This window comes from Stenotrophomonas sp. 59, from assembly GCF_030291095.1.
GTDB lineage: Bacteria > Pseudomonadota > Gammaproteobacteria > Xanthomonadales > Xanthomonadaceae > Stenotrophomonas > Stenotrophomonas maltophilia_Q.
Genome location: NZ_CP127408.1, coordinates 1,062,596 through 1,087,132, shown reverse-complemented (window position 1 = coordinate 1,087,132; position 24,537 = coordinate 1,062,596). Strand labels below are relative to the sequence as shown.

At 67.1% G+C, this 24,537-nt stretch carries 20 protein-coding genes; 9 read left to right on the top strand and 11 right to left on the bottom strand.

The features are described from left to right. Positions 1–253: 253 nt before the first annotated feature. Complete coding sequence (locus QP552_RS04900; RefSeq protein ID WP_286075170.1) at positions 254–3,355, bottom strand: efflux RND transporter permease subunit; 3,102 nt, start codon at positions 3,353–3,355, stop codon at positions 254–256. A 4-nt stretch (positions 3,356–3,359) separates the two neighbouring features. Beyond that, the gene (locus QP552_RS04895; RefSeq protein WP_286075169.1) at positions 3,360–4,547 is read right to left on the bottom strand and encodes an efflux RND transporter periplasmic adaptor subunit; all 1,188 of its coding nucleotides are present in this window, start codon (positions 4,545–4,547) and stop codon (positions 3,360–3,362) included. Between the two features lie 156 nt (positions 4,548–4,703). Between QP552_RS04895 and QP552_RS04890 the strand changes: the two genes are divergently transcribed. The 3 genes from QP552_RS04890 (at position 4,704) to QP552_RS04880 (ending at position 8,942) form a co-directional block, all read left to right on the top strand. Continuing rightward, entirely contained in the window at positions 4,704–5,387 is a 684-nt protein-coding gene (locus tag QP552_RS04890) for a response regulator transcription factor (RefSeq protein ID WP_286075167.1), read from the top strand. Further along, a complete protein-coding gene (locus QP552_RS04885; RefSeq protein WP_286075906.1) occupies positions 5,374–6,750 on the top strand; it encodes an ATP-binding protein in 1,377 nt (458 codons plus the stop codon). The genes QP552_RS04890 and QP552_RS04885 overlap by 14 nt, the downstream gene beginning before the upstream one ends. A 98-nt stretch (positions 6,751–6,848) precedes the next feature. Continuing rightward, positions 6,849–8,942, top strand: a complete 2,094-nt coding sequence (locus QP552_RS04880) for a TonB-dependent siderophore receptor (protein WP_286075166.1) — start codon at positions 6,849–6,851, stop codon at positions 8,940–8,942. On the opposite strand, the gene QP552_RS04875 is transcribed toward QP552_RS04880, so the two are convergent. Then, positions 8,926–10,443 carry an MFS transporter gene (locus QP552_RS04875; protein ID WP_286075164.1) on the bottom strand — a complete coding sequence of 506 codons (1,518 nt, stop codon included), beginning with the start codon at positions 10,441–10,443 and terminating at the stop codon, positions 8,926–8,928. The two genes, QP552_RS04880 and QP552_RS04875, sit on opposite strands and share 17 nt — an antisense overlap. 106 nt (positions 10,444–10,549) lie before the next feature. Here QP552_RS04875 and QP552_RS04870 point away from each other — a divergent pair, with 106 nt between their 5' ends. Continuing rightward, entirely contained in the window at positions 10,550–11,449 is a 900-nt protein-coding gene (locus QP552_RS04870) for a LysR substrate-binding domain-containing protein (protein WP_286075162.1), read from the top strand. Positions 11,450–11,462: 13 nt separating this feature from the next. Here the strand turns inward: QP552_RS04870 and QP552_RS04865 are convergent, their stop codons facing one another. From QP552_RS04865 to QP552_RS04855, 3 genes are all read right to left on the bottom strand, one after another. Beyond that, positions 11,463–12,341 carry a LysR substrate-binding domain-containing protein gene (locus tag QP552_RS04865; protein ID WP_286075161.1) on the bottom strand — a complete coding sequence of 293 codons (879 nt, stop codon included), beginning with the start codon at positions 12,339–12,341 and terminating at the stop codon, positions 11,463–11,465. Positions 12,342–12,379: 38 nt separating this feature from the next. Then, entirely contained in the window at positions 12,380–13,261 is an 882-nt protein-coding gene (locus tag QP552_RS04860) for an SDR family oxidoreductase (RefSeq protein ID WP_286075159.1), read from the bottom strand. Between the two features lie 156 nt (positions 13,262–13,417). Then, on the bottom strand, positions 13,418–14,281 hold the full coding sequence (locus QP552_RS04855) for a DMT family transporter (protein WP_100447882.1): 864 nt from the start codon (positions 14,279–14,281) through the stop codon (positions 13,418–13,420). Positions 14,282–14,413: 132 nt separating this feature from the next. Between QP552_RS04855 and QP552_RS04850 the strand changes: the two genes are divergently transcribed. Beyond that, positions 14,414–15,793: a PLP-dependent aminotransferase family protein gene (locus QP552_RS04850; protein ID WP_106549850.1), complete on the top strand. Its 1,380-nt coding sequence runs from the start codon at positions 14,414–14,416 to the stop codon at positions 15,791–15,793. Here QP552_RS04850 and QP552_RS04845 read toward each other — a convergent pair. Then, on the bottom strand, positions 15,732–16,676 hold the full coding sequence (locus QP552_RS04845; RefSeq protein WP_286075157.1) for a LysR substrate-binding domain-containing protein: 945 nt from the start codon (positions 16,674–16,676) through the stop codon (positions 15,732–15,734). The genes QP552_RS04850 and QP552_RS04845 overlap by 62 nt on opposite strands. A 115-nt stretch (positions 16,677–16,791) precedes the next feature. Between QP552_RS04845 and QP552_RS04840 the strand changes: the two genes are divergently transcribed. After that, complete coding sequence (locus QP552_RS04840) at positions 16,792–17,490, top strand: glutathione S-transferase family protein (RefSeq protein ID WP_106549848.1); 699 nt, start codon at positions 16,792–16,794, stop codon at positions 17,488–17,490. Positions 17,491–17,493: 3 nt separating this feature from the next. On the opposite strand, the gene QP552_RS04835 is transcribed toward QP552_RS04840, so the two are convergent. Continuing rightward, positions 17,494–17,985, bottom strand: coding sequence for a hypothetical protein (locus QP552_RS04835; RefSeq protein WP_286075156.1), 492 nt, complete (start codon positions 17,983–17,985; stop codon positions 17,494–17,496). A gap of 115 nt (positions 17,986–18,100) precedes the next feature. On the opposite strand from QP552_RS04835, the gene QP552_RS04830 reads away from it, so the two are divergent. Continuing rightward, positions 18,101–18,775 (top strand): methyltransferase domain-containing protein, encoded by a 675-nt coding sequence (locus tag QP552_RS04830; protein ID WP_286075155.1) that lies wholly within the window; start codon positions 18,101–18,103, stop codon positions 18,773–18,775. 3 nt (positions 18,776–18,778) lie between these two features. On the opposite strand, the gene smqnr is transcribed toward QP552_RS04830, so the two are convergent. Further along, positions 18,779–19,426 (bottom strand): SmQnr family pentapeptide repeat protein, encoded by a 648-nt coding sequence (gene smqnr, locus QP552_RS04825; RefSeq protein WP_286075154.1) that lies wholly within the window; start codon positions 19,424–19,426, stop codon positions 18,779–18,781. Positions 19,427–19,585: 159 nt separating this feature from the next. Here smqnr and QP552_RS04820 point away from each other — a divergent pair, with 159 nt between their 5' ends. Continuing rightward, complete coding sequence (locus QP552_RS04820) at positions 19,586–20,362, top strand: DeoR/GlpR family DNA-binding transcription regulator (protein WP_286075153.1); 777 nt, start codon at positions 19,586–19,588, stop codon at positions 20,360–20,362. An 11-nt stretch (positions 20,363–20,373) separates the two neighbouring features. Then, the gene (locus QP552_RS04815) at positions 20,374–21,507 is read left to right on the top strand and encodes an MFS transporter (RefSeq protein ID WP_286075152.1); all 1,134 of its coding nucleotides are present in this window, start codon (positions 20,374–20,376) and stop codon (positions 21,505–21,507) included. Between the two features lie 66 nt (positions 21,508–21,573). Here QP552_RS04815 and QP552_RS04810 read toward each other — a convergent pair whose 3' ends face one another. Further along, the gene (locus QP552_RS04810; protein ID WP_258393953.1) at positions 21,574–22,809 is read right to left on the bottom strand and encodes a ricin-type beta-trefoil lectin domain protein; all 1,236 of its coding nucleotides are present in this window, start codon (positions 22,807–22,809) and stop codon (positions 21,574–21,576) included. Positions 22,810–23,028: 219 nt separating this feature from the next. Beyond that, positions 23,029–24,534, bottom strand: a complete 1,506-nt coding sequence (locus QP552_RS04805; RefSeq protein ID WP_286075150.1) for a PepSY-associated TM helix domain-containing protein — start codon at positions 24,532–24,534, stop codon at positions 23,029–23,031. Positions 24,535–24,537: the final 3 nt, after the last annotated feature.

Here is a 24,537-nt window from a genome sequence, read left to right as displayed (position 1 = left end):
CGGCGGTGCGGTGACCTTCTGCCAGGGCGCCATGCCGCTGCGCCCGGCCCGCACCGGGCGTTTCAGCCAGGGGCGACGGGGCACGGCCTGCGGCTCGGCCGCGACCGGGGGAGGTGAGGGTCTGCGGCCAGGCCAGAGATGGTCGAGCAGCCACATGGCGGGTCTCCGTGGGGGACGGGGACGACCAACGCTAGCCCTGCATCGGCAAAGAACGGGTGATGGTGCTGCGGCAGTCGGATGACAGGTGGCCCCCTCAGTCCTGCGGCCGGGATCGGCCAAGGCTGCGGACCAGCACGAAGAACAGCGGCACCAGCACCACCGCCAGCAGCGTGCCGGACAGCATGCCGCCGATCACGCTCATGCCGATTTCACGTCGACTGACTGCACCCGCGCCGGTCGCCAGCGCCAACGGAATCACGCCGGCCACGAAGGCCAGCGACGTCATCACGATCGGCCGCAGGCGCAGGCGTGCGCCCTGCAGCGCAGCCTCCACCGCTGAACTGCCCGCGCGATAGCGGGCCTCGGCGAACTCCACGATCAGGATCGCATTCTTCGCCGACAGGCCGATGGTCGTGAGCAGGCCGACCTGGAAGTAGATGTCGTTGACGAAGCCCGCCGCGGTGGTCGCCAGCACCGTGCCGATGACCCCCAGTGGAATCACCAGTACCACGGCCACCGGCACCGTCCAGCTTTCATAGAGCGCAGCCAGGCACAGGAAGATGAAGGCAATCGAGGCCAGGTACAGCCACAGCGTCTGGTTGCTGGCCAGCCGCTCCTGGTAGGAGAGGCCGCTCCACTGCAGGTCGAATCCCGGCTGGTCCGCAACCAGCGCCTGCATGCGCTGCATCGCCTCGCCCGAGCTGCGTCCTTCGGCGGCACTGCCCTGGATCTGCATCGCCGGCAGACCGTTGAAGCGCTGCTGCAGCTGCGGCCCGCGCGCCCAGTGGCTGCTGGCGAAGCTGGCGAACGACGCCATCTGGCCGTTGCCACCGCGCACGTACCACTGGCCGATGTCGTCGGGCACGCTGCGGTAGGGCTGGTCGCCCTGCATGTACACACGCTTGACCCGGCCACGATCGAGGAAATCGTTGATGTAACTGCCGCCCCAGGCCGCGGACAGGGTGGAATTGATGTCAGCCTGGGACAGCCCCAGCGCACTGGCCTGCGCATGGTCGATGTCCAGCCGCAGCTCGGCCTTGTCGCCCAGGCCGTTCAGGCGCACCGAGGTGAGCCCATCGTCTTCGCCGGCCGCACGCACCACCTGTTCCTGCGCCGCCTGCAGGGCCACGCGCCCGGCGGCGCTGGTGTCCTGCATCCACAGTTCGAAGCCACTGGACTGGCCCAGTCCACGCACCGCCGGCGGCGCCAGCACATTGACCCTGGCATCGGGCAACCCGCGGAAGTAGGCATTGGCACGCGTGATGATCGCCGCAGCGGTGTTGTCGCCGGTACGCTCATCCCAGGGTTTCAGTGCGAGGAAGCCCTGTCCGGCGTTCTGGCCGGTGCCGGCATTGTTGCGGCCGACCACCACGAACACCACGTCCAGGTTCTGCTTCTCGTGCTCCATGAAGTAGCGGCTGATCTGCTCGCCCAGCGCTTCGGTACGCGCCATCGGCGTGCCCTCCGGCGTGGAGAACTGGAAGGTCACCTGGCCCTGGTCTTCCACCGGCAGGAAGCCGGTGGGCATGCGCGCGTACAGCGCAATCATGGCGACCACCAGCAGCAGGTAGAACGCCATCCAGCGCCGCGGCCGGGCGACCACGCCACCGAGCTTTCCCTGGTAGGCCAACTGGCTGCGCTCGACACCGCGGTTGAACGCCCTGAAGAAGCGGCCCTGCGGTTTCTGCGCCGAAGATGGCTTGAGCAGGGTCGCGCACAGCGCCGGGGTCAGCGTCAGCGCGACCAGCGCCGACAGCGCCATCGCAGATGCAATGGTGATCGAGAACTGGCGGTAGATGATGCCGGTGGAACCACCGAACAGGGCCATCGGCAGGAACACCGCGCCCAGCACCACGGTGATGCCGATCAGCGCGCCGGTGATCTCGCCCATCGATTTTTCGGTGGCCTCGCGTGGCGGCAGGTGCTCGTCGTGGATGATGCGTTCCACGTTCTCCACCACCACGATCGCGTCGTCGACCAGCAGGCCGATCGCCAGCACCATCGCAAACAAGGTGAGCGTGTTGATGGTGAATCCGGCGACCGCCAGCACCCCGAACGTGCCCAGCAGCACCACCGGCACCGTGATCGCGGGGATCAACGTGGCACGCAGGTTCTGCAGGAACAGGAACATCACCACGACCACCAGCACGATGGCTTCGATGAGGGTATGGATGACACCCTCGATCGAGACCCGCACGAACGGTGTGCTGTCGCGGGGATAGGCGACCTGCAGCCCGGGCGGGAACGTTGGCCGCAGGCGTTCGATCTCCTCGCGGACCGCGTCCGCGGTGGCCAGCGCGTTGGCCCCGGAGGCCAGCGTGACCGAGAAACCCGCCGCCGGATAGCCATTGAGATAGCTGCTGGTCTGGTAGTTCTCGGCACCGATCTCCACCCGTGCCACGTCGCCAAGGTGCACTGCAGCGCCGCTGGGAAGCGTGCGCAGGATGATCGCGCGGAACTGTTCGGGCGTCTGCAGGCGCGACTGGGCAGTGACGGTGGCATTCAGGCTCTGCGTTGCGCTGGATGGCAACGCCCCCAGCTCACCGGCGGTAACCTGGGTGTTCTGGGCCTGGATGGCCGTGCGCACGTCGGCCGGCATCAGGTCGTAGGCGCGCAGCTTGTGCGGGTCCAGCCACACGCGCATCGCGTACGCCGAGCCGAACACATTGATCTCGCCCACACCCGGAATGCGGCTGATCGGATCCTGCACGTTGCTGACCAGGAAGTCGGAAACGTCCACCCGTTCCATGCGCCGGCTGGTGTCATACAGCGATACCACCATCAGCGAGTCGCCCTGCGACTTCGCCACGGTCACGCCCTGCTGCTGCACTTCCTGCGGCAGCCGGTTGATGGCCTGGTTGACGCTGTTCTGCACCTGGACCTGGGCGATATCCGGATTGGCGCTCTGGTCGAACGTGACCGTGATCCGCGCCTGCCCCGATGACGAACTGGTGGAGGAGAAGTACAGCAGGTGATCGATGCCCTTGATCTGCTGCTCGATCACCTGGGTGACGCTGTCTTCCACCGTCTGCGCCGAGGCACCGGTGTAGTTGGCGGTGATGTTGACCTGCGGCGGTGCGATGTCCGGGTACTGTTCGACCGGCAGCTGGCTGACGGCGATCGCGCCGAAGGCCATGATGCAGATCGCCAGCACCCAGGCGAATACCGGGCGGTGGATGAAGAAGCGCGGCAGCATGGGCTCAGTCCTTCCCGGCGGCTGCCGGCGTGACTGCCGCCGCGGGCTTCACCTGCACCGCCATGCCATCGGAGAGCCCCTGTGCGCCGGCCACGACCACCCGTTCACCTGCAGCAATGCCATCCAGCACCAGCCACTGGTCGCCAATCGCCCGCGCGGTACGGAACAGGCGCAGCTTCGCCTTGCCCCCCTCATCCACCACCCACACCTGCGCCTCGCCCTTCGGGCTGCGGTCCACCGCAGACTGCGGCACCAGCAGGGCCTGCTGCTGCGTGCCCTGCCCCACCTGCGCCCGCACATACATTCCCGGCAGCAGCTGCCCGGCGGGATTGGGAAAACGTGCACGCAGGGTGATGCTGCCGGTTTCCTGCTGCACATCGATATCGGCAAATTCCAGGGTGCCGGGCAACGGATATTCACTGCCATCGGACAGCCGCAGCCGCACCGCAGCGGTCGTGGCCTGTACGCCTCCATCGGCGATCGCGCGGCGCAGGGCCAGGTACTCGTTGCTGGACTGGGTGATGTCCACGTTCATCGGGTCGACCTGCTGGATCCGCGCCAGCGGGTTGGCCTGGCCCGAGGTGACCAGCGCACCCGGTGTGAACAGCGCGCGGCCGATGCGACCGGCGATCGGCGCGGTCACCGTGGCGAAACCAAGCCGCGTGCGCGCGGTATCCAGGCTCGCCTGTGCCGCCTGTACCGCGGCTGCGGCCTGCTGCCCGCTGGCGATGGCGTCATCCACGTCCTGGCGCGCGGCCAGCTGCTCGCCGCCCAGCGCCTGCATCCGCTGCGCGCGCAGGCGTGCGGTCACTGCCGCTGCTTCGGCGGTCTTCAGGTTGGCTTGCGCCTGGTTCACTGCCGCCTGGTACAGGGCCGGCTCGATCTGGAACAAGGGCTGCCCGGCATGCACGGATTCGCCCTCTTCGAACAGGCGTTTCACCAGCACGCCATCCACCTGCGGGCGCACATCCGACTCCTGCGATGCGATGGTCCGCCCAGGCAGCTCCTGTTCCATCGCCAACGGTTTCTCCTGCAGGGTCAGCACTTCCACCTCGTGAAGCCTGCCGGCCGGCTTGGGCGCATCCTTGCCGCAGGCCGACAGCAGGCTGAGCAGAACGAATGCAAGCAGCGCCGGCCGGCGCATCCTCAGTGGCCGGGCGTGGCGTGGCGACAGGGTGTGCAGGAGGTTCATCGGTGGCCGGGATTCCGTGCGCCGGGGGGAGACGCTCGGCGCCGAATATAGAAGACCCGTGCGCGGATTCCGGCGAATCGCGCATGAAACATTTTTCATTTGCAGTCACCGCGTGCGGTTGCGAGGATGGCAGCCATCCAACCTGCACAATGGCCCATGCCGCGCGTACTCATCATCGAGGACGACCTTGTCACTGCGGAGGAAATCGCAACCGAACTGCGCAGCCATGGCTTCGAGGTCGACGTTGCCGTTGATGGCACTGCCGGCCTGGCATTGGCGCGGGGGGGCGACTACGCGGTGATCACCCTGGACCGCATGCTGCCCGGCATCGATGGCCTGGCGCTGGTCACTGCCCTGCGGCGCGAAGGTATCGTCACGCCCGTACTGATGATCAGCGCGCTGTCGGACGTGGACGAGCGCGTGCGTGGCCTGCGTGCAGGCGGTGATGATTACCTGACCAAGCCGTTCGCCTCGGATGAGATGGCCGCCCGCGTGGAGGTATTGATCCGTCGCCAGAGCCAGGCCGGCCCTGCCGACAATGTCCTGCGCGCCGGCGACCTCGAACTGGATCTGATGACCCGTTCGGCCCGGCGTGGCGGGCAGGAGATCAGCCTGCTGCCGACGGAGTTCAAGCTGCTCGAATTCCTGGTCCGCAATGCCGGCCAGGTGGTCACCCGCAGCATGTTGTTCCAGGAAGTCTGGGGCTATCACTTCGACCCCGGCACCAACCTGATCGACGTCCACATTGGCCGTGTCCGCAGACGCATCGAGCAGCCCGGCCGCCCGCAACCCATCACCACCGTGCGTGGAACCGGCTATGTCTTCGATGCGCAACCCTGACCAGTGGCGCTCGTCCAGCAGCCGCCTGCTCGGGTTGTACTGCATCCTGTTCGTCGCCTGGTCGAGCCTGCTGCTGGGGGTGATGTACTGGCGCATCTCGGACTACCTCAATGACCTGACCGAATCCGGCCTGCAGCAGCGCGCCCATCTGTTCATGGCATTCGACGGCCAGGCACTGGATGAGGCATTGCGCGACAGCCAGCGCTTCGACCTGCACCAGGTGTACACCTACGGGTTGTTCGACCGCCGCGGCTCACCGGTGGGCGGCACGCTGATCGCCATTCCCGAGGGGCTGCCGCTGGATGGCCGCTCGCATCCGGTGCAGGGATGGACGCTGGCCGGTGACAGGCACGACAGCGGCGGCAACGCGCTGGGCATGGCGACCCGGGATGGGCGGACGCTGGTGTTCGTCCGCCAGAACGGCAAGCTCACTGCCGTCAACAGCATCATCCTCGATGCGCTGTTGTGGGGCGTATCGCTGACCGTCATTCCCGGCCTGGTGGGCTGGCATCTGCTGCGCCGGCGCCCGCTGAAGCGGATCCAGCAGATCGAAGCCGCCACCAACCGCATCGTGGCCGGTGACCTCGGTCAGCGCCTGCCGGTATCCAACCGTCGCGACGAGATCGATCGGCTGTCGAGCATCGTCAATGCCATGCTCGAACGCATCGAGCAGCTGATGACCGAGGTCAAAGGCGTGTGCGACAGCATCGCCCATGATCTGCGCACCCCGCTCACCCGCCTGCGGGCACATCTGTACCGCATGCGCGTCGGCCTGGACGAACAGGACCCCCATGCCGACCCGCTGGACAAGGCATTGGCTGAAACGGACATGCTGATGGCGCGTTTCACCGCGCTGCTGCGGGTATCCGAACTGGAAAGCCACCAGCGGCGCTCGGCGTTCGACGAGGTCGACCTTGCCGAGCTGCTGCAGGAACTGCACCAGTTCTACCTGCCATTGGCCGAAGAGAAGCAGCAGTTGCTGGAGCTGCAGGTGGATCCACAGGCCGGCCCGCTGCGCGGCGACCGTGAACTGTTGTTCGAAGCGGTGGCGAACCTGCTGTCCAACGCCCTGCAGTTCACCCCTGCACACGGCCGCATCCTGCTGCGTGCGGTCGACGATCACGGCGCCCCGAGGATCGATGTGATCGACAATGGACCCGGCATCCCGCCACAGGACCGCACGCTGATCTACCAGCGCTTCTTCCGCGGCGGCAGCAGCGCCGGCCAGGGACCGGGGTTCGGGCTGGGACTGTCGATCGTGGCCGCCATCGCCGGCCTGCACGGCTTCCGGCTGCGCGCGGGCAGCGCCCCAGGCGGCGGCGCCTGGCTGAGCATCCGCGGCGCCTCGAACGGGCTGCCCTGATACCGGGCCCGGGTGAGTCAATCGCATTTGGGAATCATTTGTATTTGCGGACGGGCATCCGGATAATCCGCCGTCACCGCCTTCCCGGATTCCTGACGATGCCCGCCCTGTCGCCGCACCGCCCGATGCTGTACGCGCTCGCCCTGCCCACCCTGCTGGCCTCCGCCATCGCCCACGCCCAGGACGGCCCGGCGGCACGCACATTGGACAAAGTGACCGTGGTGGCCGAGCGCGCCAGCACCGCCACCAAGACCGATACCGCCCTGACCGAGACGCCACAGGCGATCAGCGTGGTCACCCAGCAGCTGTTCACCGATCGCGGCGCGCACAACCTGCAGGAAGTGCTGCGCTACAGCGCCGGCGTCACCGCCGATGCCTGGGGCCTGGATACCCGCAACGATGCCACCTCGGTGCGCGGCCTGGACCCGGTGCAGTACCAGGATGGCCTGCGCCGCAGCTACGGTTTCAGCCCCCTCGCCCGCCCGGAAATCTATGGCCTGGAGCGGGTGGAAGTGCTGCGCGGACCGTCCTCGGTGCTGTACGGTGCCGGCGCCACCGGCGGCATCATCAATGCGATGAGCAAGCGCCCGACCTTCGGCGCCCTCGCTGGCGAGGTCGGCGTGCAGCTCGGCAGTTTCGACCGCAGGCAGCTGCAGGGGGACTTCAGCGGCGCGCTGAACGATGCCGGTACGCTTGCCGGCCGCTTCGTCGGGCTGCTGCGTGAATCGAACATGCAGACCGATGTACTGAAGGACGACCGCGTCTATCTGGCGCCCTCGGTCAGCTGGCGCGGCGAACGCAGCACGCTCACCCTGCTGGCCAGTTACCAGCACGACAGGACCGGCTCCAGCCAGCAGTTCCTGCCGCTGGCCGCGACCCTGCTGGCACCGCCCGGGCGCCGCCTGGATCCTTCCACCTTCATCGGTGACCCCGACTTCAACCGCATCGACTCGCGCGTCTACAGCCTGACCGCACTGTTCGACCACCGCTTCAACGATGTGCTCAGCCTGCGCTCGGCCGTACGCTACATCGACGGCAGGACGACGCTGCAGCAGATGTACGTGGACAGCTACAGCAATCCGGCCGATCCGTTCATCGACGCTGCGCGCCGCGTGGTCAACCGCACCGCCTACGGCACCCGCCCGGACCTGCAGATCCTCAGCGCCGACAACGCGCTGCAGTTCGACTTCGCCACCGGTGCCTTCCAGCATCTGCTGCTGGCCGGCGTGGACTACAGCCAGTACAAGGAACAGCTGCAGCGGCTGGATGCCACCGGCACGCCCATCGATATCTACGCCCCGGTGTCGGTAGCACCCACGGTACGCGGCTGGGAGCGGCAGCCCGACCAGACCTCCACCCAGCTGGGCGTGTACGTGCAGGACCAGATCCGCTGGGCCGACCGCGTATCGCTGGTGCTGGGCGCGCGCCGCGACCATGCGCGCTCGAAGACCGAAGGCCAGCCCAGCCAGACCGACAACGCGACGACCTACCGCGCCGGCCTGATCGGTGAACTGGGCGCGGGCGTGTCGCCCTACCTGAGCTACAGCGAATCGTTCCTGCCGGTGGCCGGCCAGGACCTGTTCGGCCAGGCCTTCAAGCCGATGCGCGGCCGCCAGGCCGAGGCCGGCATCAAGTGGCAACCGGCGCGCAATCTGCTGCTGACGATGGCGGCGTACCGCATCACCGAAACCAACCGCCAGACCAACGATCCGGACAACGTGCTGAACGTGGTGCAGACCGGCCAGATCCGCTCCAAGGGCATCGAGCTGGAAGGCCAGTTCCAGTTCGCCAACGACCTCACCATCACCGCCGCGGTGGCCCGCAACGAGGCTGAAGTCAGCCGCAGCAACTTCGCGCTGGAAGTGGGCCAGCGCCTCAATGACACCCCGCAGGACCTGGCCTCGGCCTGGGTGTCCAAGGGCTTCCAGCTGGACGATGCCGCACGCCTGCGCCTGGGCCTGGGCGTGCGCCACGTCGGCAACACCGTATCGCTGGGCAATGGCGGACGCATCGTCACGCCCAGCTACACGCTGGCCGATGCACTGGTGGAAGTGCAGGTGACCGACTGGACGATGGCATTGAACATCACCAACCTCACCGACAAGCGCTACTACGCCCCGTGCCGTACGTTTGGCGACTGCTTCGCCGGCTACCCGCGCGTGGTCACCGGCACCATCAGCTATCGGTTCTGAGCACGGCCATTGCCGGCCGCCGCAGCAGCAGGTGCAACAGCACCGCGCATGCGGTGGTCAGCAGTGCCAGCAGACGCAGCAGCACCGCCAGCGCCTCGGCACTGGCGTGCTGCAGCTGCCCGCTGCTCATCGACGGCAGCAGTGCCGCTGCCTGGGCATGCGCCCCGGTTGCCAGATAGGCGCCGGCACGCGCCAGCAATGCAGGCGACGTTCCCTGTAGATGCCCGCTGACAAGCAGCGACAGCACTGCTGTCACGGCCGCCAGTGCAATGCCTTCGCCAGCCACCCGCACGGTGCCGAAGATGCCTGCAGCCATGCCGGCGCGCTGCACCGGCACCACGCTCACCGACAACCCATCCATCAGCCCCCACGGCAACGCCGTCCCCGCGCCGATCAGCACCAGCCATGGCATCCACTGCGAAGGCGATGGATGGGCGGCATGCCGCGACAGCAGATACAGGCCGCACGCGCACACCAGCAGGCCAAGCGTGCACAGCCGTGCGCTGCCGATCCGTTCCGCCCAGCGCGCGGCCAGCAGCGGCAGCACCAGCATCGGCGCAGACAGGGCCAGCATCTGCAGGCCAACCCACATGGCGCTCTGCCCATGCACACCCAGGAGTTGAAGCGGCAGCACCACCAGCAGCACCACGTAGCCGAGGCAGGTCGCCACCGGTAGCAGCTGGACGCCCAGGAACGCCGGTTGCGAGAACAGCGAAAGGTCCAGCAACGGGAATGGGTGCATCCGTTCGATGCAGACGAACGCTGCGCCGAGCAACAGCGTGGCGAGCAATGCCAGGTGCACGCGCACGGCGTGCACGCCGAATTCGCCCAACCACAGCAGGGCCAGCGTCAACGCCGCCAGCATCAGGCTGAAGCCCAGCATGCCGCCGATATCCAACCGGCCGCGCTCTCCATGGCTCTCAGTCAACACACGCGCGCCCAGTGCAAAGGCCGCCAACGTCAGTACACCACCAGCTGCGAACACACTGCGCCATCCCAGTGCCTGCAGCAGCAGGCCCGCAAGCAACGGCCCAAGCGCCAGCCCCGCACCGAACGTCGTGCCCAGCAGGGCGAAGACGCGGCCACGCGCTGGCCCCTGCCAGCCCTGCGCCAGCGCCGCCGTGCCCGAGGCCAGTGCTGCGGCGGCGGCAATGCCCTGCAGGCCGCGCGCCAGATCCAGCCACAGCAGCGTCGGGGCCAGGCATACAGCGGTCGTAGCGGCGGTGAAACCGACCGTGCCCAGCAGGAACATCCGCCGACGGCCATAGCGGTCGGCCAGGCCACCGGCAGCAAGCAGCAGGCTGCCGAAGGTCAGCATGAAGGCATTGGTCACCCAGGCCAGCGCGGTGGGCGAGGCCCCCGCAGAACGAGCCAGCACCGGCACCGCGACGGCGCCGGCCGAGAACGAAAGCGGCAGCGCCAGCGCGGCCAGGCAGACTGCCAGCAGCGCCCACCGCTGCTGCGTGCGATCAGATTCAGGGAGCATCGAAACCGGGGCCATGCGGGCCTCCTTCCATCAGGGGCATTGATGATGGGCAGGCCGCTATTGCTGAAAAACAGGCTGGATGGACGTTGATTGCGGCCAGATGTTCCGCAATCATGCCCGCATGGACTCCATCTCCGCCCTGCTCGCCTTCGTCCGAACCGCCGAGGCCGGCAGCATCGTCGGCGCCGCCCGTGTGCTCGGCCTGTCGGCTTCGGCGGTCGGCAAGCGCATCGCACGCCTCGAACAGGACCTGGGCACGCGGCTGTTCCATCGCACCACCCGCCGCGTGCACCTCACCGACGAAGGCGAACTGCTGCTGCAACGCTGCCGCCGCGCACTGGACGAGCTTTCCGAGGCACAGGCGGACCTGGCGCAACGCCAGCACGCACCCAGCGGCCTGCTGCGCATCGGCCTACCCACCATCGGCTACCGGTTCCTGCTGCCGGTGCTGCCCGGCTTCCAGCAGCGCTACCCGCAGGTACAGCTGGAACTGGATTTCAACGACCGCATCGTCGATGTGGTCAGCGAAGGCCTGGACGCGGTGATACGCAGCGGCGAACTGGCCGATTCCAGCCTGACCGCACGGCGCCTGGGTGGCTTTCGTTTCATGCTCTGCGCGGCACCTGGCTATCTGCAGGCGCACGGCATTCCCGGCGACGTGAGCGATCTGCGCATGCATGCGGCTCTGCGCTTCCGCTACCCGACTACCGGGAAGCTGCACCCCTGGCAGCTGCCGGGGGTGGAAGGCGATGCCGGCGCGCGCCTTCCGACGGCGATGACCTGCAACAACATGGAAGCGCTGCTGGCCGCCGCCATCGGCTGCATGGGCCTGGCCTGGATGCCCGACTTCCTGGCGGCCGACGCACTGGCCGACGGCCGCCTGCAACAGGTGCTGCCAGCGCTGCCCACGCACAAGGGGCAGTTCTCGCTGCTATGGCCCGGTGGGCGCCACCCCAGCGCACGGCTGCGGGTGTTCATCGACTATGCCGCTGCGCATCTGTTCCGCAACGGCCACGCATAACCAATCCGCAGGATCAGCCAGTGGTCGCAGCCATCAGGAAATTGCGCACCACCGGCAACGCCTGTTCCGGGCGCGTGCAGAACTGGAGGGCGAAACGCGCTGCATCGCCATCCAGCACGCGGTAGACGATCTCCTGCGGACGAAAGCTGGCCATGCTGGCAGGCACGATCGCCACGCCGGCGTCTACCGCCACCAGTGACAACACCGCGTGCATGCCCTGCGCTTCCTGTACCACCTGCGGGGTGAATCCCGCTGCCGTGCACAGGCCCAGCACCTGCGCATGGAAGCCGATGCCCTCGCCCGCCGGCCACGACACGAACGGTTCGTCAGCCAGCATCGCCACACTGACCTCCGGCGCATGGGCCAATGCATGTGCACGTGGCAGCGCAATCGCAAGGCGATCGTGATCGAAGTCGTGCAACCGCAGTTCGGTGGAGGGGATGGGAGGAATCAGCACGCCGACGTCGATGCGCTTCTCGCGCAGCCACAGCTGCTGCTGGTGCGACGTCGCTTCCTGCAGATGCAGCTGCACCTGCGGGTACTGCTGGCGGAAGCGGCGGATCAGGCCTGGCAGGCGGCCATACAGCGCGCTGCCCACATAGCCAACGTGCAGGCGGCCAGACTGTCCGCTCGCCGCCTCACGCGTGCGCAGCAGTGCCTGCTCAGCCTGCTGCAGCGTTGCACGCGCCTCCACCAGCAACGTCTGCCCGGCCACGGTCAGACCCAGCGTGCGATTGCCACGCACGATCAGTTCACTTCCAAGCGCGTCTTCCAGCCGGCGTATTGCGGCCGTCAACGGTGGCTGCGACATGTGCAGGCGGGCCGCGGCGCGGTGGAAATGCAGTTCTTCGGCCACAGCCACGAACTGGCGAAGCAGGCGCAGATCGATCATCTGGGAGCAGGCAGTGGAAACCTGCCTAGGGTACGCCCTCAGCTGCGCACGTCCACGCTGGCGCGGGCGATGGCCGGCCACTGCAATGCCACCGACTCGATGCTGTCTGCACTGACCGCACGCAGATCCCGCGGATAGGCCACATGTTCGGCGTCCTGCACGCGCAACGCGTGGAACTGGCCATTGCTTGCGCGCAGCACCCACCCACCCTGCAGGCAACGCTGCGATGCGAGGTAGGCCACACCATGCGCGACCGCGTCCGGATGCAGTTCGTCCGGCTCGCCTTCGACGCCCCACATGCGCGTCTTGGCCACGGGTGAAACCGCATTGACCACGATGCCATGCTCGGCACCTTCCAGCGCCAGCACATTGACCAGACCGAGCGCCGCCAGCTTTCCCATCGCGTAGGCAGACAACCCGCGCTGTACGTACTGCGGATACAGCGCGCGATCCGACGTAGTGATGACGATGCGTCCACCACCGGCTTCGCGCATCGCCGGCCACGCCGCCTGCGCCAGCCACAGCGGCGTCTTCGCCGCCAGGCACAGCATCTGCTCCAGCGCCTCGTCCTCGATCGCTTCCAGCAGCTGGTACCCGACCCAGCCAGCGTTGTGGATCAGGAAGTCGATGCGCCCATGCTGCTGCAACAGATCCTGCACCAGCGCGTGGCAACCCGCGCGATGATCGATGGGACCGCTTGCGGCCTGCACCGGCAGACCCTGCCCCTGCAGCACTTCCACGCTGCGAAGGATGCGCTGCGGATCGGCGCCTCGGCCATCGGTGCCGGCACCGACGTCATGCATCACGACGTGCGCACCACGTTGGGCCAGCAGACGGCTGTAGGCCAGGCCCAGTCCACCAGCAGCACCGGTTACCAGACCGACCTGGCCCTCAAAGGAAATCCGGGAAATCGGCTTCATGCGCACAGCTTCAGCCACACGCCACCGACAGGGCCAATACCATTGGCCGCACACCACGATACGCGCACGCTATCGTCGAAAAAGGGGACGGAGGGGATTAAGTCGTTTCAGGCACAGCGAGGTCAGTTGCGACTTAATCCCCTCCGTCCCCTTTTTTCAGCGGCTGAAACGGCGCGCGCCGGCGACGCAGATCACCGCGACCACGGTCACCAGCACCATGCTGAGGCTGACCGCTTCATGCAGCAGCAGCGCAGCCAGGGCCAGGCCGAAGAACGGTTGCAGCAGCTGCAGCTGGCCAACCGCGGCGATACCGCCCTGGGCCAGCCCGCGATACCAGAACAGGAACCCGAGCAGCATGCTGAACACCGCCACGTAGCCCAGCGCCCACCACGCGGATGCCCCCACTTCGACGAACGAGGGCGGGCGCATCAGCACCGTCAGCGGCAGCATCACCGGCAGTGCCAGCAGCAGCGCCCAGCTGATCACCTGCCAGCCGCCGAGATGGCGGGCGAGCCGACCGCCTTCCGCGTAGCCCAGTCCACACACCACGATCGCCGCCAGCATCAGCAGGTCGGCCTGCAGCGAGGCCTCAATGCCGTTGCGCGCGGCATAGCCGACCACGCAGGCACTGCCCAGCAGCGAGAACAGCCAGAACGCCGGGCGCGGCCGATCGCCACCGCGCAGTACGCCGAACACCGCAGTACTCAGCGGCAACAGGCCGAGGAACACGATGGTGTGCGCTGATGAGGCGTGGCGCAGGGCAAGCGCGGTCAGCAGCGGGAAGCCGACCACCACGCCAAGGCTGACCACCGCCAACCCGGGCAGGTCGCTGCGTCGCGGAAAGGGTTGGCGCAACAGCAGCAACAGGCCGAGGCCGAGTATGGCGGCGATGGTGGCGCGTGCGGCGGTGACGAACCCGGCGTCCAGCTGCAGCACGGCCAGGCGGGTGGCCGGCAACGAGCCCGCAAAGATCACCACACCGATGAAGCCATTGATCCAACCACTCGCCGACCGTTCCACGCCTGTACTCCTGGGGTGCCGGGCGGTGCCCGGCGGGATCTCCATGGAAGCACCTGCGGCCCGCGCTCCCCAGCTACAATCCAGTACAGTTTCAAATAACTGTACTGCCCACACTTCCAGCACACTTTCATCGTGACGCGCCCGCTTACCCGTATCGAATCGGTCATCCAGGCCGTCCGCACCCGCATCGGCACGCGGGTGGATGGCGCCGGTTCGCGCCTGCCCTCGGTACGCGCGCAGGCGGCGGCGATGGGCGTGTCGGTCTCCACCGTGGTCGAGGCCTACGAGCGCCTTGCCGCTGAAGGGCTGATCAGCGCGCGTGCCGGTTCCGGCTTCTATGTCAGTGGACCGGCCGCACCGCTTGCCCTGGCCGAGATGGAACCACGCCTGGACCGCGCGGTGGACCCGCTCTGGGTGTCGCGGCAATCGCTGGAAACGCCGCCCGCGCACCTCAAGCCGGGCTGCGGCTGGATGCCCAGCGACTGGCTGTACCACGACGGCATGCGCCGAGGCCTGCGTCGGCTGGCGCGCGGCGATGCTCCCCACCTGGTCGACTACGCCGGCCCGCTCGGCCTTCCACCGTTGCGCCATCTGCTGCAGCGACGTGCAGCTGCGCTGGGCATCGACGCACCGATGGAGCAGATCCTGCTGACCGAATCCGGTACGCACGCGGTCGACCTGATCTGCCGTTTCCTGCTCAAGCCCGGCGACTGCGTGCTGGTCGACGACCCGAGCTACTTCAATTACCACGCCCTGCTTAAGGCGCACCAGGTGCAGGCGGTGGGTGTGCCCTACACGCACACCGGCCCGGATCTTGAAGCATTCGCGCAGGCGTTGCAGGCACATTCGCCGCGGCTGTACATCACCAATTCCGGCCTGCACAACCCGACCGGCGCGGTGCTCTCGGCCAGCACCGCGCACCGCCTGCTGGGGCTGGCCGAACGCAGCGAACTGATCATTGTCGAGGACGACATCTTCGCCGACTTCGAACTGCAGCCGGCACCGCGCCTTGCTGCGCTGGACGGGCTTTCGCGGGTGATCCACGTCGGCAGCTTCTCCAAGACGCTGTCGGCGGCGTCGCGTTGCGGCTACATCGCCGCCCGCCACGACTGGATTGAAGCGCTGACCGACCTGAAGCTGGCCACCAGCTTCGGCGGCGGCCATCTGGCGATGCAGTTGATGCACATCGCGCTGACCGACAGCGGCTATCGCCGCCACATGCAATCGGTACGCTCGCGCCTGGCCGATGCTCGCCGGAACACACTGCGGAAACTGCACACGCTGGGCATCACCCCGTGGCTGCAACCGGAAGCCGGCCTGTTCCTCTGGTGCCAGCTACCCGATGGCCGCGATGCCGCTGCGCTGGCACGGCAGTGCCTGCGCGAAGGCATCGTGCTGGCCCCGGGCAACGCCTTCAGCCAATCGCAGCGCGCGGCCGACTATGTGCGCTTCAACGTCTCGCAGTGCCAGGACCCACGGATCTGGCAGGTGCTGGCACGGGCGCTGCAATAAGCGCGTAATGCGCCACCAGCGCGTCCACCACCACCCGAACGCCGGGCAGCTGCCCACGACGATGCGGCAGCAGCACAGTGGTCGTGACCTCACCGGCATGCCACGCCGGCAGCACCTGCTGCAGGCGACCAGCAGCGATGGCCGGCGCACACAGGCTGCAGGGCAGCACGGTAATCCCAAGTCCTGCTTCAGCCGCCGCGATCAGCAGCTGCGATTCGTTGCCGACCATCGCCACCTGCGGCTCCACCAGCACAGTGCGGGCGCCAGCATCATGCAGCGTCCAGCGTGTTGCGTGGCGTGCGGTCAGCAGGCCGGCGTGCATGCGTAGTTGCTCGGGGGTATCCAATGCCGGCGCCGAGGCCAGATAGGCAGGCGACGCTACCAGCACGATGCGCTCGCTGCCCAGCGAGCGTTGCACCAAGCCGGAATCAGGCAGCGGACCGAAGTGGCTGCGGACGGCGATGTCGATGCCCTCCTGTGCCAGGTCGATGAAGCGATCGCTGGCCTCCACTTCGATGCGCAGGCGCGGATAGCGCCGTGCCAGCGCAGGCAGGCAGGCGGCAAGCGGGCCCTGCACCACCGGAATCGACGCGCTGATGCGCACGGTGCCGCTGGGCTCGGCCTGGCGGCCACGGACGATGGTTTCGGCCGCTTCCACTTCCGACAGCGCCGCGCGGGCACGTTCAAAGAATTCCTGGCCGATCTCGGTCAAGGCAAAACGGCGCGAACTGCGCTGCAGCAGGCGAACCTGCAGCTGATCCTCAAGCAGTGCCACGCGCTTGCTCAGGGTGGAGCGCGGCAGGCCCAGATGACGGCCGCCGGCGGCGAAGCCTCCCTGCTCCACCGCGGTCACGAACAGGGCCAGGTCGTTGAGGTTGAGCATGCGCAACGTCCACAAATGTGGACTTCAGGATGCCATTCGACTGGCTTCTGCCGCAATGTCCATGCAGGCACCCTTTCCCTACCCGCCGCTCTGCGGCTTCAACCGGAAACCTGCCATGACCCCGATCCTCTTCTACGGCGTACCTTCGGGCTGCTCGTTCGGCTCCATCGTTGCCCTCGAGTGGCTGCGCCAGCCTTACCAGCTGTGCCGCATCGACATGCCCGGCCAGGTGCAGGGCGAAGACTATCGCCGCCTCAATCCGCTGGGAGAAACGCCCACCCTGCGCACCGCCGACGGTGAGCTGATCAGCGAGAGCCTGGCCATCCTCAACCACCTGGCCGCGCGCGGCATCGCCCAGGGCTGGGGCTTCGCACAGGGCACGCCCGGCTTCGACCGCCTCAACCAGCGGCTGGCCTACCTCAATACCAGCCTCTTCGGTGCCTATGCCCCGCTCTGGCACGCGCTGGAACACGCCGAAGGTGCCGACGGAGAGGCGCTGCGCCGCTACGGCACCGACAAGGTACGCCACGTGCATCAGTCGCTTGAGCAGATGATCGGCAACGGTCCGTGGCTGCTGGGCGAGCAGCGCAGCTTCGCCGATGCCTACTTCGCCGGCATCGCCCGCTGGAATGACTACCACCAGGTCGTCGATCGCCGCGCGTTCCCGAAGCTGCAGCAGCTGTTCGAACGCCTGCAGGACGATGCGGGCGTGCAGTTCGCGCATGCCATCGAAGCACAGCGGGCGGTCGCCAGCAGCGGTGGCTTCCTCGGCGAAGTGCGGCTGGAGGATGTGCTGGAAGCGGCTGCTGCGTAAGGACTAGCCCACCTGCGTGGTATCCGTGCCACGCAGGTAGGTTTCTGCAGGAATATCCAGCAACTGCGGACCGGACAACGTTGCGCCGCGCAGATCAACCTCGGCGAACAATGCAGTGTTGACTGCGTCCATGGTGGAACTGCGCTGGGCCACCGCCTTGAACTGCGCGCGCGGCCCTTCGTGGTAGACCTGCAGCGCGCGGCGAACGGCCGATGCGAATAGAGGTTCGCAGTCGAATGCAAACGTGTGCTCCTGCGCATCAGCATCACGCGCGGCGAAGGTCCTGGGGAGCGCCACGCCCTCCATGTGCCCGACCAGGGCCAGGCCGAACGCCTCGGGCAACCAGACCAGCAGCCGGCGCATCGGCCCGTACTCCACGCCCGCCTCGAGCATTGCCTGCTCGGCCTGCTCCAGCGATATGCCGTCCTGGCCAAGCAACGACAGCGCCAGCTCAAAGGCCTCGGCCGACGGCATCGGTGGTGGGCAGTGATCCATTTGCAGTGACCTTCAACTCCAGGCAGGCGCGCACCTTAGGCAAAGCAGCACCAGCATGCAATGCCACTTGCACGCCGCGCTACAGTGGTATGTCCCCCGCAACAGGAATCCGCGCATGTCTTCGTTCTCCGATCCGCAGGCGGTGGCCCGCTACGCCGAAGGTCCACTGCGCCAGGTGCCGGGCTTTGTCGCCCTGCAGCAGATGAGCCGCCTGCTGCTGGCCGAACGGGTTCCCGCACACGGCCGCGTACTGGTGCTGGGTGCCGGCGGCGGGCTGGAACTGAAGGCCTTTGCCGAAGCACAACCGGGCTGGCAGCTGCTGGGGGTAGACCCGGCCGCGCCGATGCTCGCCCTGGCCGAGCAGACACTGGGCCCGCTGATGTCGCGCGTGGAGCTGCTGGAAGGCTACATCGACGACGCTCCGGACGTGCGCTTCGACGGTGCCAGCTGCCTGTTGACCCTGCACTTCCTTGATACCACGCAGCGCCTGCACACACTGCGCGAGCTGCACAGGCGCCTGCATCCGGGAGCGCCACTGGTGGTGGCCCACCACAGCGTGCCGCAGGACGCGGCCGGCAAGCTGCGCTGGCTGCAACGCTATGCCGCGTTTGCCGAAGCCTCCGGCGTTGCCCGCGCCGACACACAACGCGCGATCGAGGCGATTGCCGAACGGCTGCCGCTGCTGGCCCCCGAGCAGGAGGTCGCCCTGCTGCAGGAGGCAGGTTTCGACGGCGTGGAGCTGTTCTACGCAGGCTTCAGCTTCAAGGGCTGGGTCGCCTACGCCGAGTGATGCCTACGGCACCACCGTGATGCCGATGCGCTGCATCAACAGCGCCACCTGCTGCACATCCAGCGTGGCCCCGCGCAGGTTGGTGCTGCGCAGGTCCAGCTCGCCCAGCTCGGAACGGGTCAGGTCACAGTCGGTGAAGTTGGCGCTGTTCCAGTCGATGCCTTCGAACTGGCCACCGGACAGGTCCGAGCCAGCGAAGCTGGCGCCACTCACATTCGCACCGTCCCAGCGGTTCTCCCACAGCTCGCACTTTTCCAGCGTCACCCGCGAAAAATTGGCGTAGCGCAGGTTCGACTTCTTGATGAAGGCACTGCAGAACCAGCTGCGCGTGGTGATCTGGTTCATGAAGCTGGCGTTGCTGAAATCAGCGCCCTGCGCGCGGCACTCGCTGATCTCCAGGCCCAGCGCCTTGATGAAGCTGAAGTGGCACATGCTGATGTCGCAGCTGCGGAAGCTGGCCTCCTTCAGCGTGGCGCCATTGAAGCGGCAGCCCGCGCGGGTGTTGGCGTCATAGAAGCTGCAGTTGATGAACTCGGTACCGGTCAGGTCGGCGCCGGAAAAATCGCATTCGTGGAACTGCTGGTCGACCACTTTCTGGCCGGTGTACTGGTCCGCGCCGATGCGCAGTTTGCGGTGAACGGTGGGGGACATCGGGAATTCCATGCCAGGGGCCCCGTCATGATGCCGGGCTTTGCAGGCGATCCAAAGGCCCGCGGCCTCAGATCGCCGGCAGGCCCGTCGCCGCCTCGCGCCCATTCGCACGAAATGCACGTTGTTGCACGTTTATGCATGAACGTGCAGACTTGCATCATGAGCTCCGATCCCAGCCCCCTCCCCGCCCAGCGCACCCGGCAGATCCTCGAGGAACTGCGCCAGCAGGGCCGCGTGGTGGCCGCCGAACTGGCGCGCCGCTATGCCGTCTCCGAAGATTCGATCCGCCGCGACCTGCGCGAACTCGCCGCCCAGGGCCTGTGCCAGCGCGTCTACGGCGGCGCCGTATTGCCGCCACCGAAGGAACGCCCACTGCGCGAGCGCCTGAGCCGCGACCGCGGCGACAAGGCCGAACTGGCCGCCCGCGTCTGCGCACTGCTGCAGCCCGGCCAGGTGGTGCTGCTTGATGCAGGCTCGACCAATCTGGCCATTGCCCAGCAGCTGCCCGCCGCCCTCGGGCTGACGGTGATCACCAATGCCCCGCAGATCGCCACCGCCGCCAGCCTGCATGAAGGCACCTCCGTGCAGCTGATCGGCGGCCGCCTGGCCAGCGGTGGCGGTGCAGTCGGCGCCGAGGCATTGGCCCAGGTCCAGCGCCTGCGTGCCGACGTGTACCTGCCCGGCCCGTGCGCGGTGGACGGCGACACCGGCGTGTGGGCGATGGATGCCGAGGAAGCCACGCTCAAACGCGCGATGGTGGCCTGCAGCAGCCGCATCATCGTCGCCGCCACCACGGAGAAGCTCGGTGCCCGCGGCCACTGGCAGATCGCCAGCCTGGACGAGATCGACGATCTGGTGCTCACCACATCGGCACCGCCCGCGCTGGCCGCGCGTTTCCACGCCGCCGGCATCGCGGTACACCCCACTCCGCCCTGAGCGCATCTCCAATGTCCCTCGCCAACCGCGCGCGCGCCGAACAGCACGCGACCCGCGCTGCATTCTTCATTCCCGGCTTCGCCACCGCGCTGTGGGCCACGCTGGTGCCGTTCGCCAAGGCACGCACCGACATCAACGACGCAACATTGGGCCTGGTGCTGCTCTGCCTCGGAGCGGGTTCGCTGCTGGCAATGCCCTTGTCCGGCGTGCTGGCCGCACGCCTGGGCTGCCGCCGGGTGATGGTGGCCAGCAGCCTGCTGATCTGCCTGACCGTTCCCGGCCTGGCATTGGCCAGCTCGGCGTGGGCGCTGGGCCTGGTGTTGTTCGTGTTTGGTGCCGCCGTGGGTGCGATGGACTGCACGATGAACGTACAGGCGGTGATCGTCGAGCGCGAGGCGCGTCGCGTGATGATGTCCGGCTTCCACGCCTTCTTCAGCATCGGCGGCTTCCTCGGCGCGGCCACAATGACCGTGCTGATGTCCGCGCGGCTGCCACCGCTGGCATCGGTACTGATCGGCGTTGCCGCCATGCTGCTGGTGATGTTGCTGTCAGCGTCGTACTGGCACAGCGAGCGCATGCCCCATGACACCCCGGTGCTGGCCATGCCGCATGGCATCGTGCTGTTCATTGGCGTACTGGCCTTCGTCGCCTTCCTGGGTGAAGGCGCGATGCTGGACTGGAGCGCGGTGTTCCTCACCGATGTACGTCGCGTCGATGCCAGCCTGGCAGGCATCGGCTATGTGACGTTCACCCTGACCATGACCGTCGCCCGTCTGTTCGGCGATGCACTGGTCTCACGCATGGGACGCCAGCGCGCGATCGTGTTGGGTGCTCTGCTCGCTGCCAGCGGCGTGCTGGTGCTGACTCTGGTCACGCCGTGGCAGATGTCGTTGGCAGGATACGTGCTGGTCGGCCTCGGCTGCGCCAACATCGCACCGGCGCTGTTCTCGCTGGCCGGCCATCAGAACCGCATGTCCGGCGCGCTGGCGATCACGGCCGTCTCCACGCTGGGTTTTGCCGGCATCCTCGCCGGTCCGGCACTGATCGGTTTCGCCGCCAACCACTTCGGACTGATCGCTGCGTTCATCGGCGTGGCCATGGCCTTGCTGCTGGTGGCGGTGTCCACCCGTTGGCTGCGGGTGTGACGCCTGTACGGAACCGCGCGCCCGAAGGCACGCGGTTCCAGAGCATGACATCAGCCCTGGCTCTCCTCAGTAGGAGGAGAACTGCCAGCGCTGGTTGTCGCCCCCATGGCACATCCACATGTGCACCTTGGAGCCATTGGTGTTGCCCAGGCCAGGATCATCCAGGCACATGTTGGTCTGCGGATTGCGGATCTCGCCGACCAGGCGCCACGACTGGTGCGCACCGCCGTTGCAGGACCACATGCGGATCGCATTGCCGTCATGGCTTGCGCCATCGGCCGCCTCCAGGCACTTCCCGCCCAGCCCACGGATCGCCCCATCCGAACCCAGTTCGAAGCGCTGCTGCGGCACACCGGTGCAATCCCACAGCTGTACGCGGGTGCCATCTGCCGTGTTGGCGCCTTCCACATCCAGGCACTTGCCGCCGACACCGACGATCGAGCCGTTGGCGGGGTTGAACTCCCACTTCTGGTTGGCGGTCTGCGCGTTGCTGTAAAGCTGGATCTTGGTGCCGTTGGCGCTGGAGGCGCCGGTCGCGTCAAGCACCTTGTTGGCCACGCCAACGATGGAGGTATTGGTGAACTTCCACGACTGGTTCCAGTCACCGTGCGCGTCATACAGCTGGATGCGGCTTCCATTGCCGGTGCCGTAACCCACGATATCGAGCACGCGGTTGCTGGGCACGCCGGTGATGGTCGAAGTGTTGGGCTTCACCGTCCACAGCTGCTGCGGGGTACCTGGTGTGCAATCCCACACCTGGATGGCGGTACCCGGACCGGTGTTGGCACCCTCGGCATCGAGGCACTTGTTGCCCGCGCCGCGGATCTCACCAAAGGTCGGAATGTTGCGCAGGTTGATCGGCGCCGACACCGAGCCCTGCGAGAACTGGCCATCGCCGCTGAAGGCCGCGGTGATCGACGCGGTGGTGAAACCGGCGGGCACGGTGTAGTTGATCGCAACCTTGGCCTGACGGCCATAGGCGAATTGGTGCGTGCAGATCCGGACATCACGGAGAGCAGCCCAGCACCCCTTGTTCAGATCAGAAACCGTACCTAGAAAGGGAGTGTTGGAGGTATTGACCTGGACCTTGCCCACCGGCTGGCCGTTGACCTTGAATTCAACGAAACCACCGATCTGGTCATTTCCGGGAATGTGGTAGAGCCCCAAGGCCTGGGAATCGACCTGTGCGGAAAGCTGGATCACCTGCCCGGGCGCCGGCAGCGCGTTGGATACGTAAGCCGTGGTGGTGGTCGGGAAGTTGTACAGGCGCGGGAGGGAATCGGCCTTTGCACCTGCGGACACCGCTGCAATTCCAATTGCGAGAACACCCATTGAAACGTAGTTCATCCTTGCTCCATTTACGCTGTGTGGAAATCCTATCCAGGGACGACCTTTGAAACGCTGCAAACATGGCGTCCCTGCACTCCCCCTGGCCATCGACAGCAACATCGACTGCACGCCGCGGCCTTCTTGGCCAGGAACTCCCGATAGTCTCACAGCCTACGCGCTTGTGGCAGGCAGCTACCGCCGCCTTGGCCGCAACTTCATCCGCAACCGGCGGTAGCCAATCACCACGGCCGTCGCGCACAACGCCGTACCCGCAACGCTCAACAGCAGCAGAACAGCCAACCGGGTGCTGTCAAAGCGCAGCATCGCCGGCAGGTCCCAGCTGTGCAGGAAGTAGAACAGCCAGCGCCCGACACGCTCGCGATGTCCCATCGTCAGCAGCGGATCGCCGGTGGCCAGGTCGAGATAGACACGCGTCGCCTCGGCATCACCGAAGTCCGCCACCGCCACCGGGAAGCGGCGTACGGCTGCACCATTCATGGCTTCCGGTGCACGCGGGTAGAAGTACGCATCTGCTGCATGCTGGACCGCGAACGCCTGCATCGGCGCATCGGACATGGCGCGCGCCCTCTGCTGCAGCCAGTCCACAGGCAGTTGCCGCAAGACCTGCAGCTCTCCATCTTCACTGGACACGATGCGGGTATCGCCCCGTCCATCCAGCAACACTGCGAACAGCTCGCCGCCGATGCGCCGCCACTGGATCTCCACCGGCCTGAAGTGCCGGGCACCCGCCGCCGCCAGCAGTGCTGCAGGTTCACCCAGCATTCCATCCACGGCTGCCGAGCCGCCACGATAGCGCACGCTGTCGATCGCCTCGCGCGTGCTGCTGAAGACGCCCAATGGATTCATCGACATCAGGCCGCTGAAGATCCAGGTGAACACGAATGCCGCTGCCACCAACCCGATCAGGTGGTGCCAACGCATCCACGGCTCGACATACGGCGTCTTCGCGCCAGTGCGGTAGTGCCCACGGAAGCGCCAGCGCCACACACCCACCACGATGCCGCTGATTGCCGCCACCGTGCACAACGCTGAGAGCACGATCACCAACCACGTCCACACCGGATCGACCGACTGCATGCGCAGGAAGTACAGCCAGTGCAGCCACGCACCCACGTAATTCCAGCGCTGCTGCACGCGCGGCGCGTCCAGCACCACTTCGCCGGTGTGCGAGGACACATACACATCCCCCGGCTGCGCGCCCCCTACCTCGACCCGGTACAGCGGCCGATGCGCATCCAGCGCGCGCGAATGGGTCCAGCGGTCCTCATCCACGCGCATCGCCCCAACGAAGGCCTGCCCACCGGCGAACTGCGCGGCCGACGCTTCGGCGCGCTGGGTGGAAACCGGCAGCAGCGCCTGGCCGGTCTGTACCGACCACGCCCCGACGTTGCTGCCGGCGCGCACTACATACGCCGCTTCACCGCCCACCGTGGTCAGGGCCACGGCTTCCGGTTCGGCCTGTACAGCAGCTGGCAGCGCCGACAGTCCTCGCCAATCCCCAGCGTCACCCAGCACCGGCAACGCTGCCAGCCGCTCGCCGGGCGTCAACTTCGGGTAGCCGATGAACAGCATCACCATGCCGCTGACGAACCACAGCAGCATCAACAGGCATCCGCCGATGCCCAGCCAGCGGTGCACCAGATAGGTCCAGCGCTTGGCAGTGGATCGCAACGACATGGC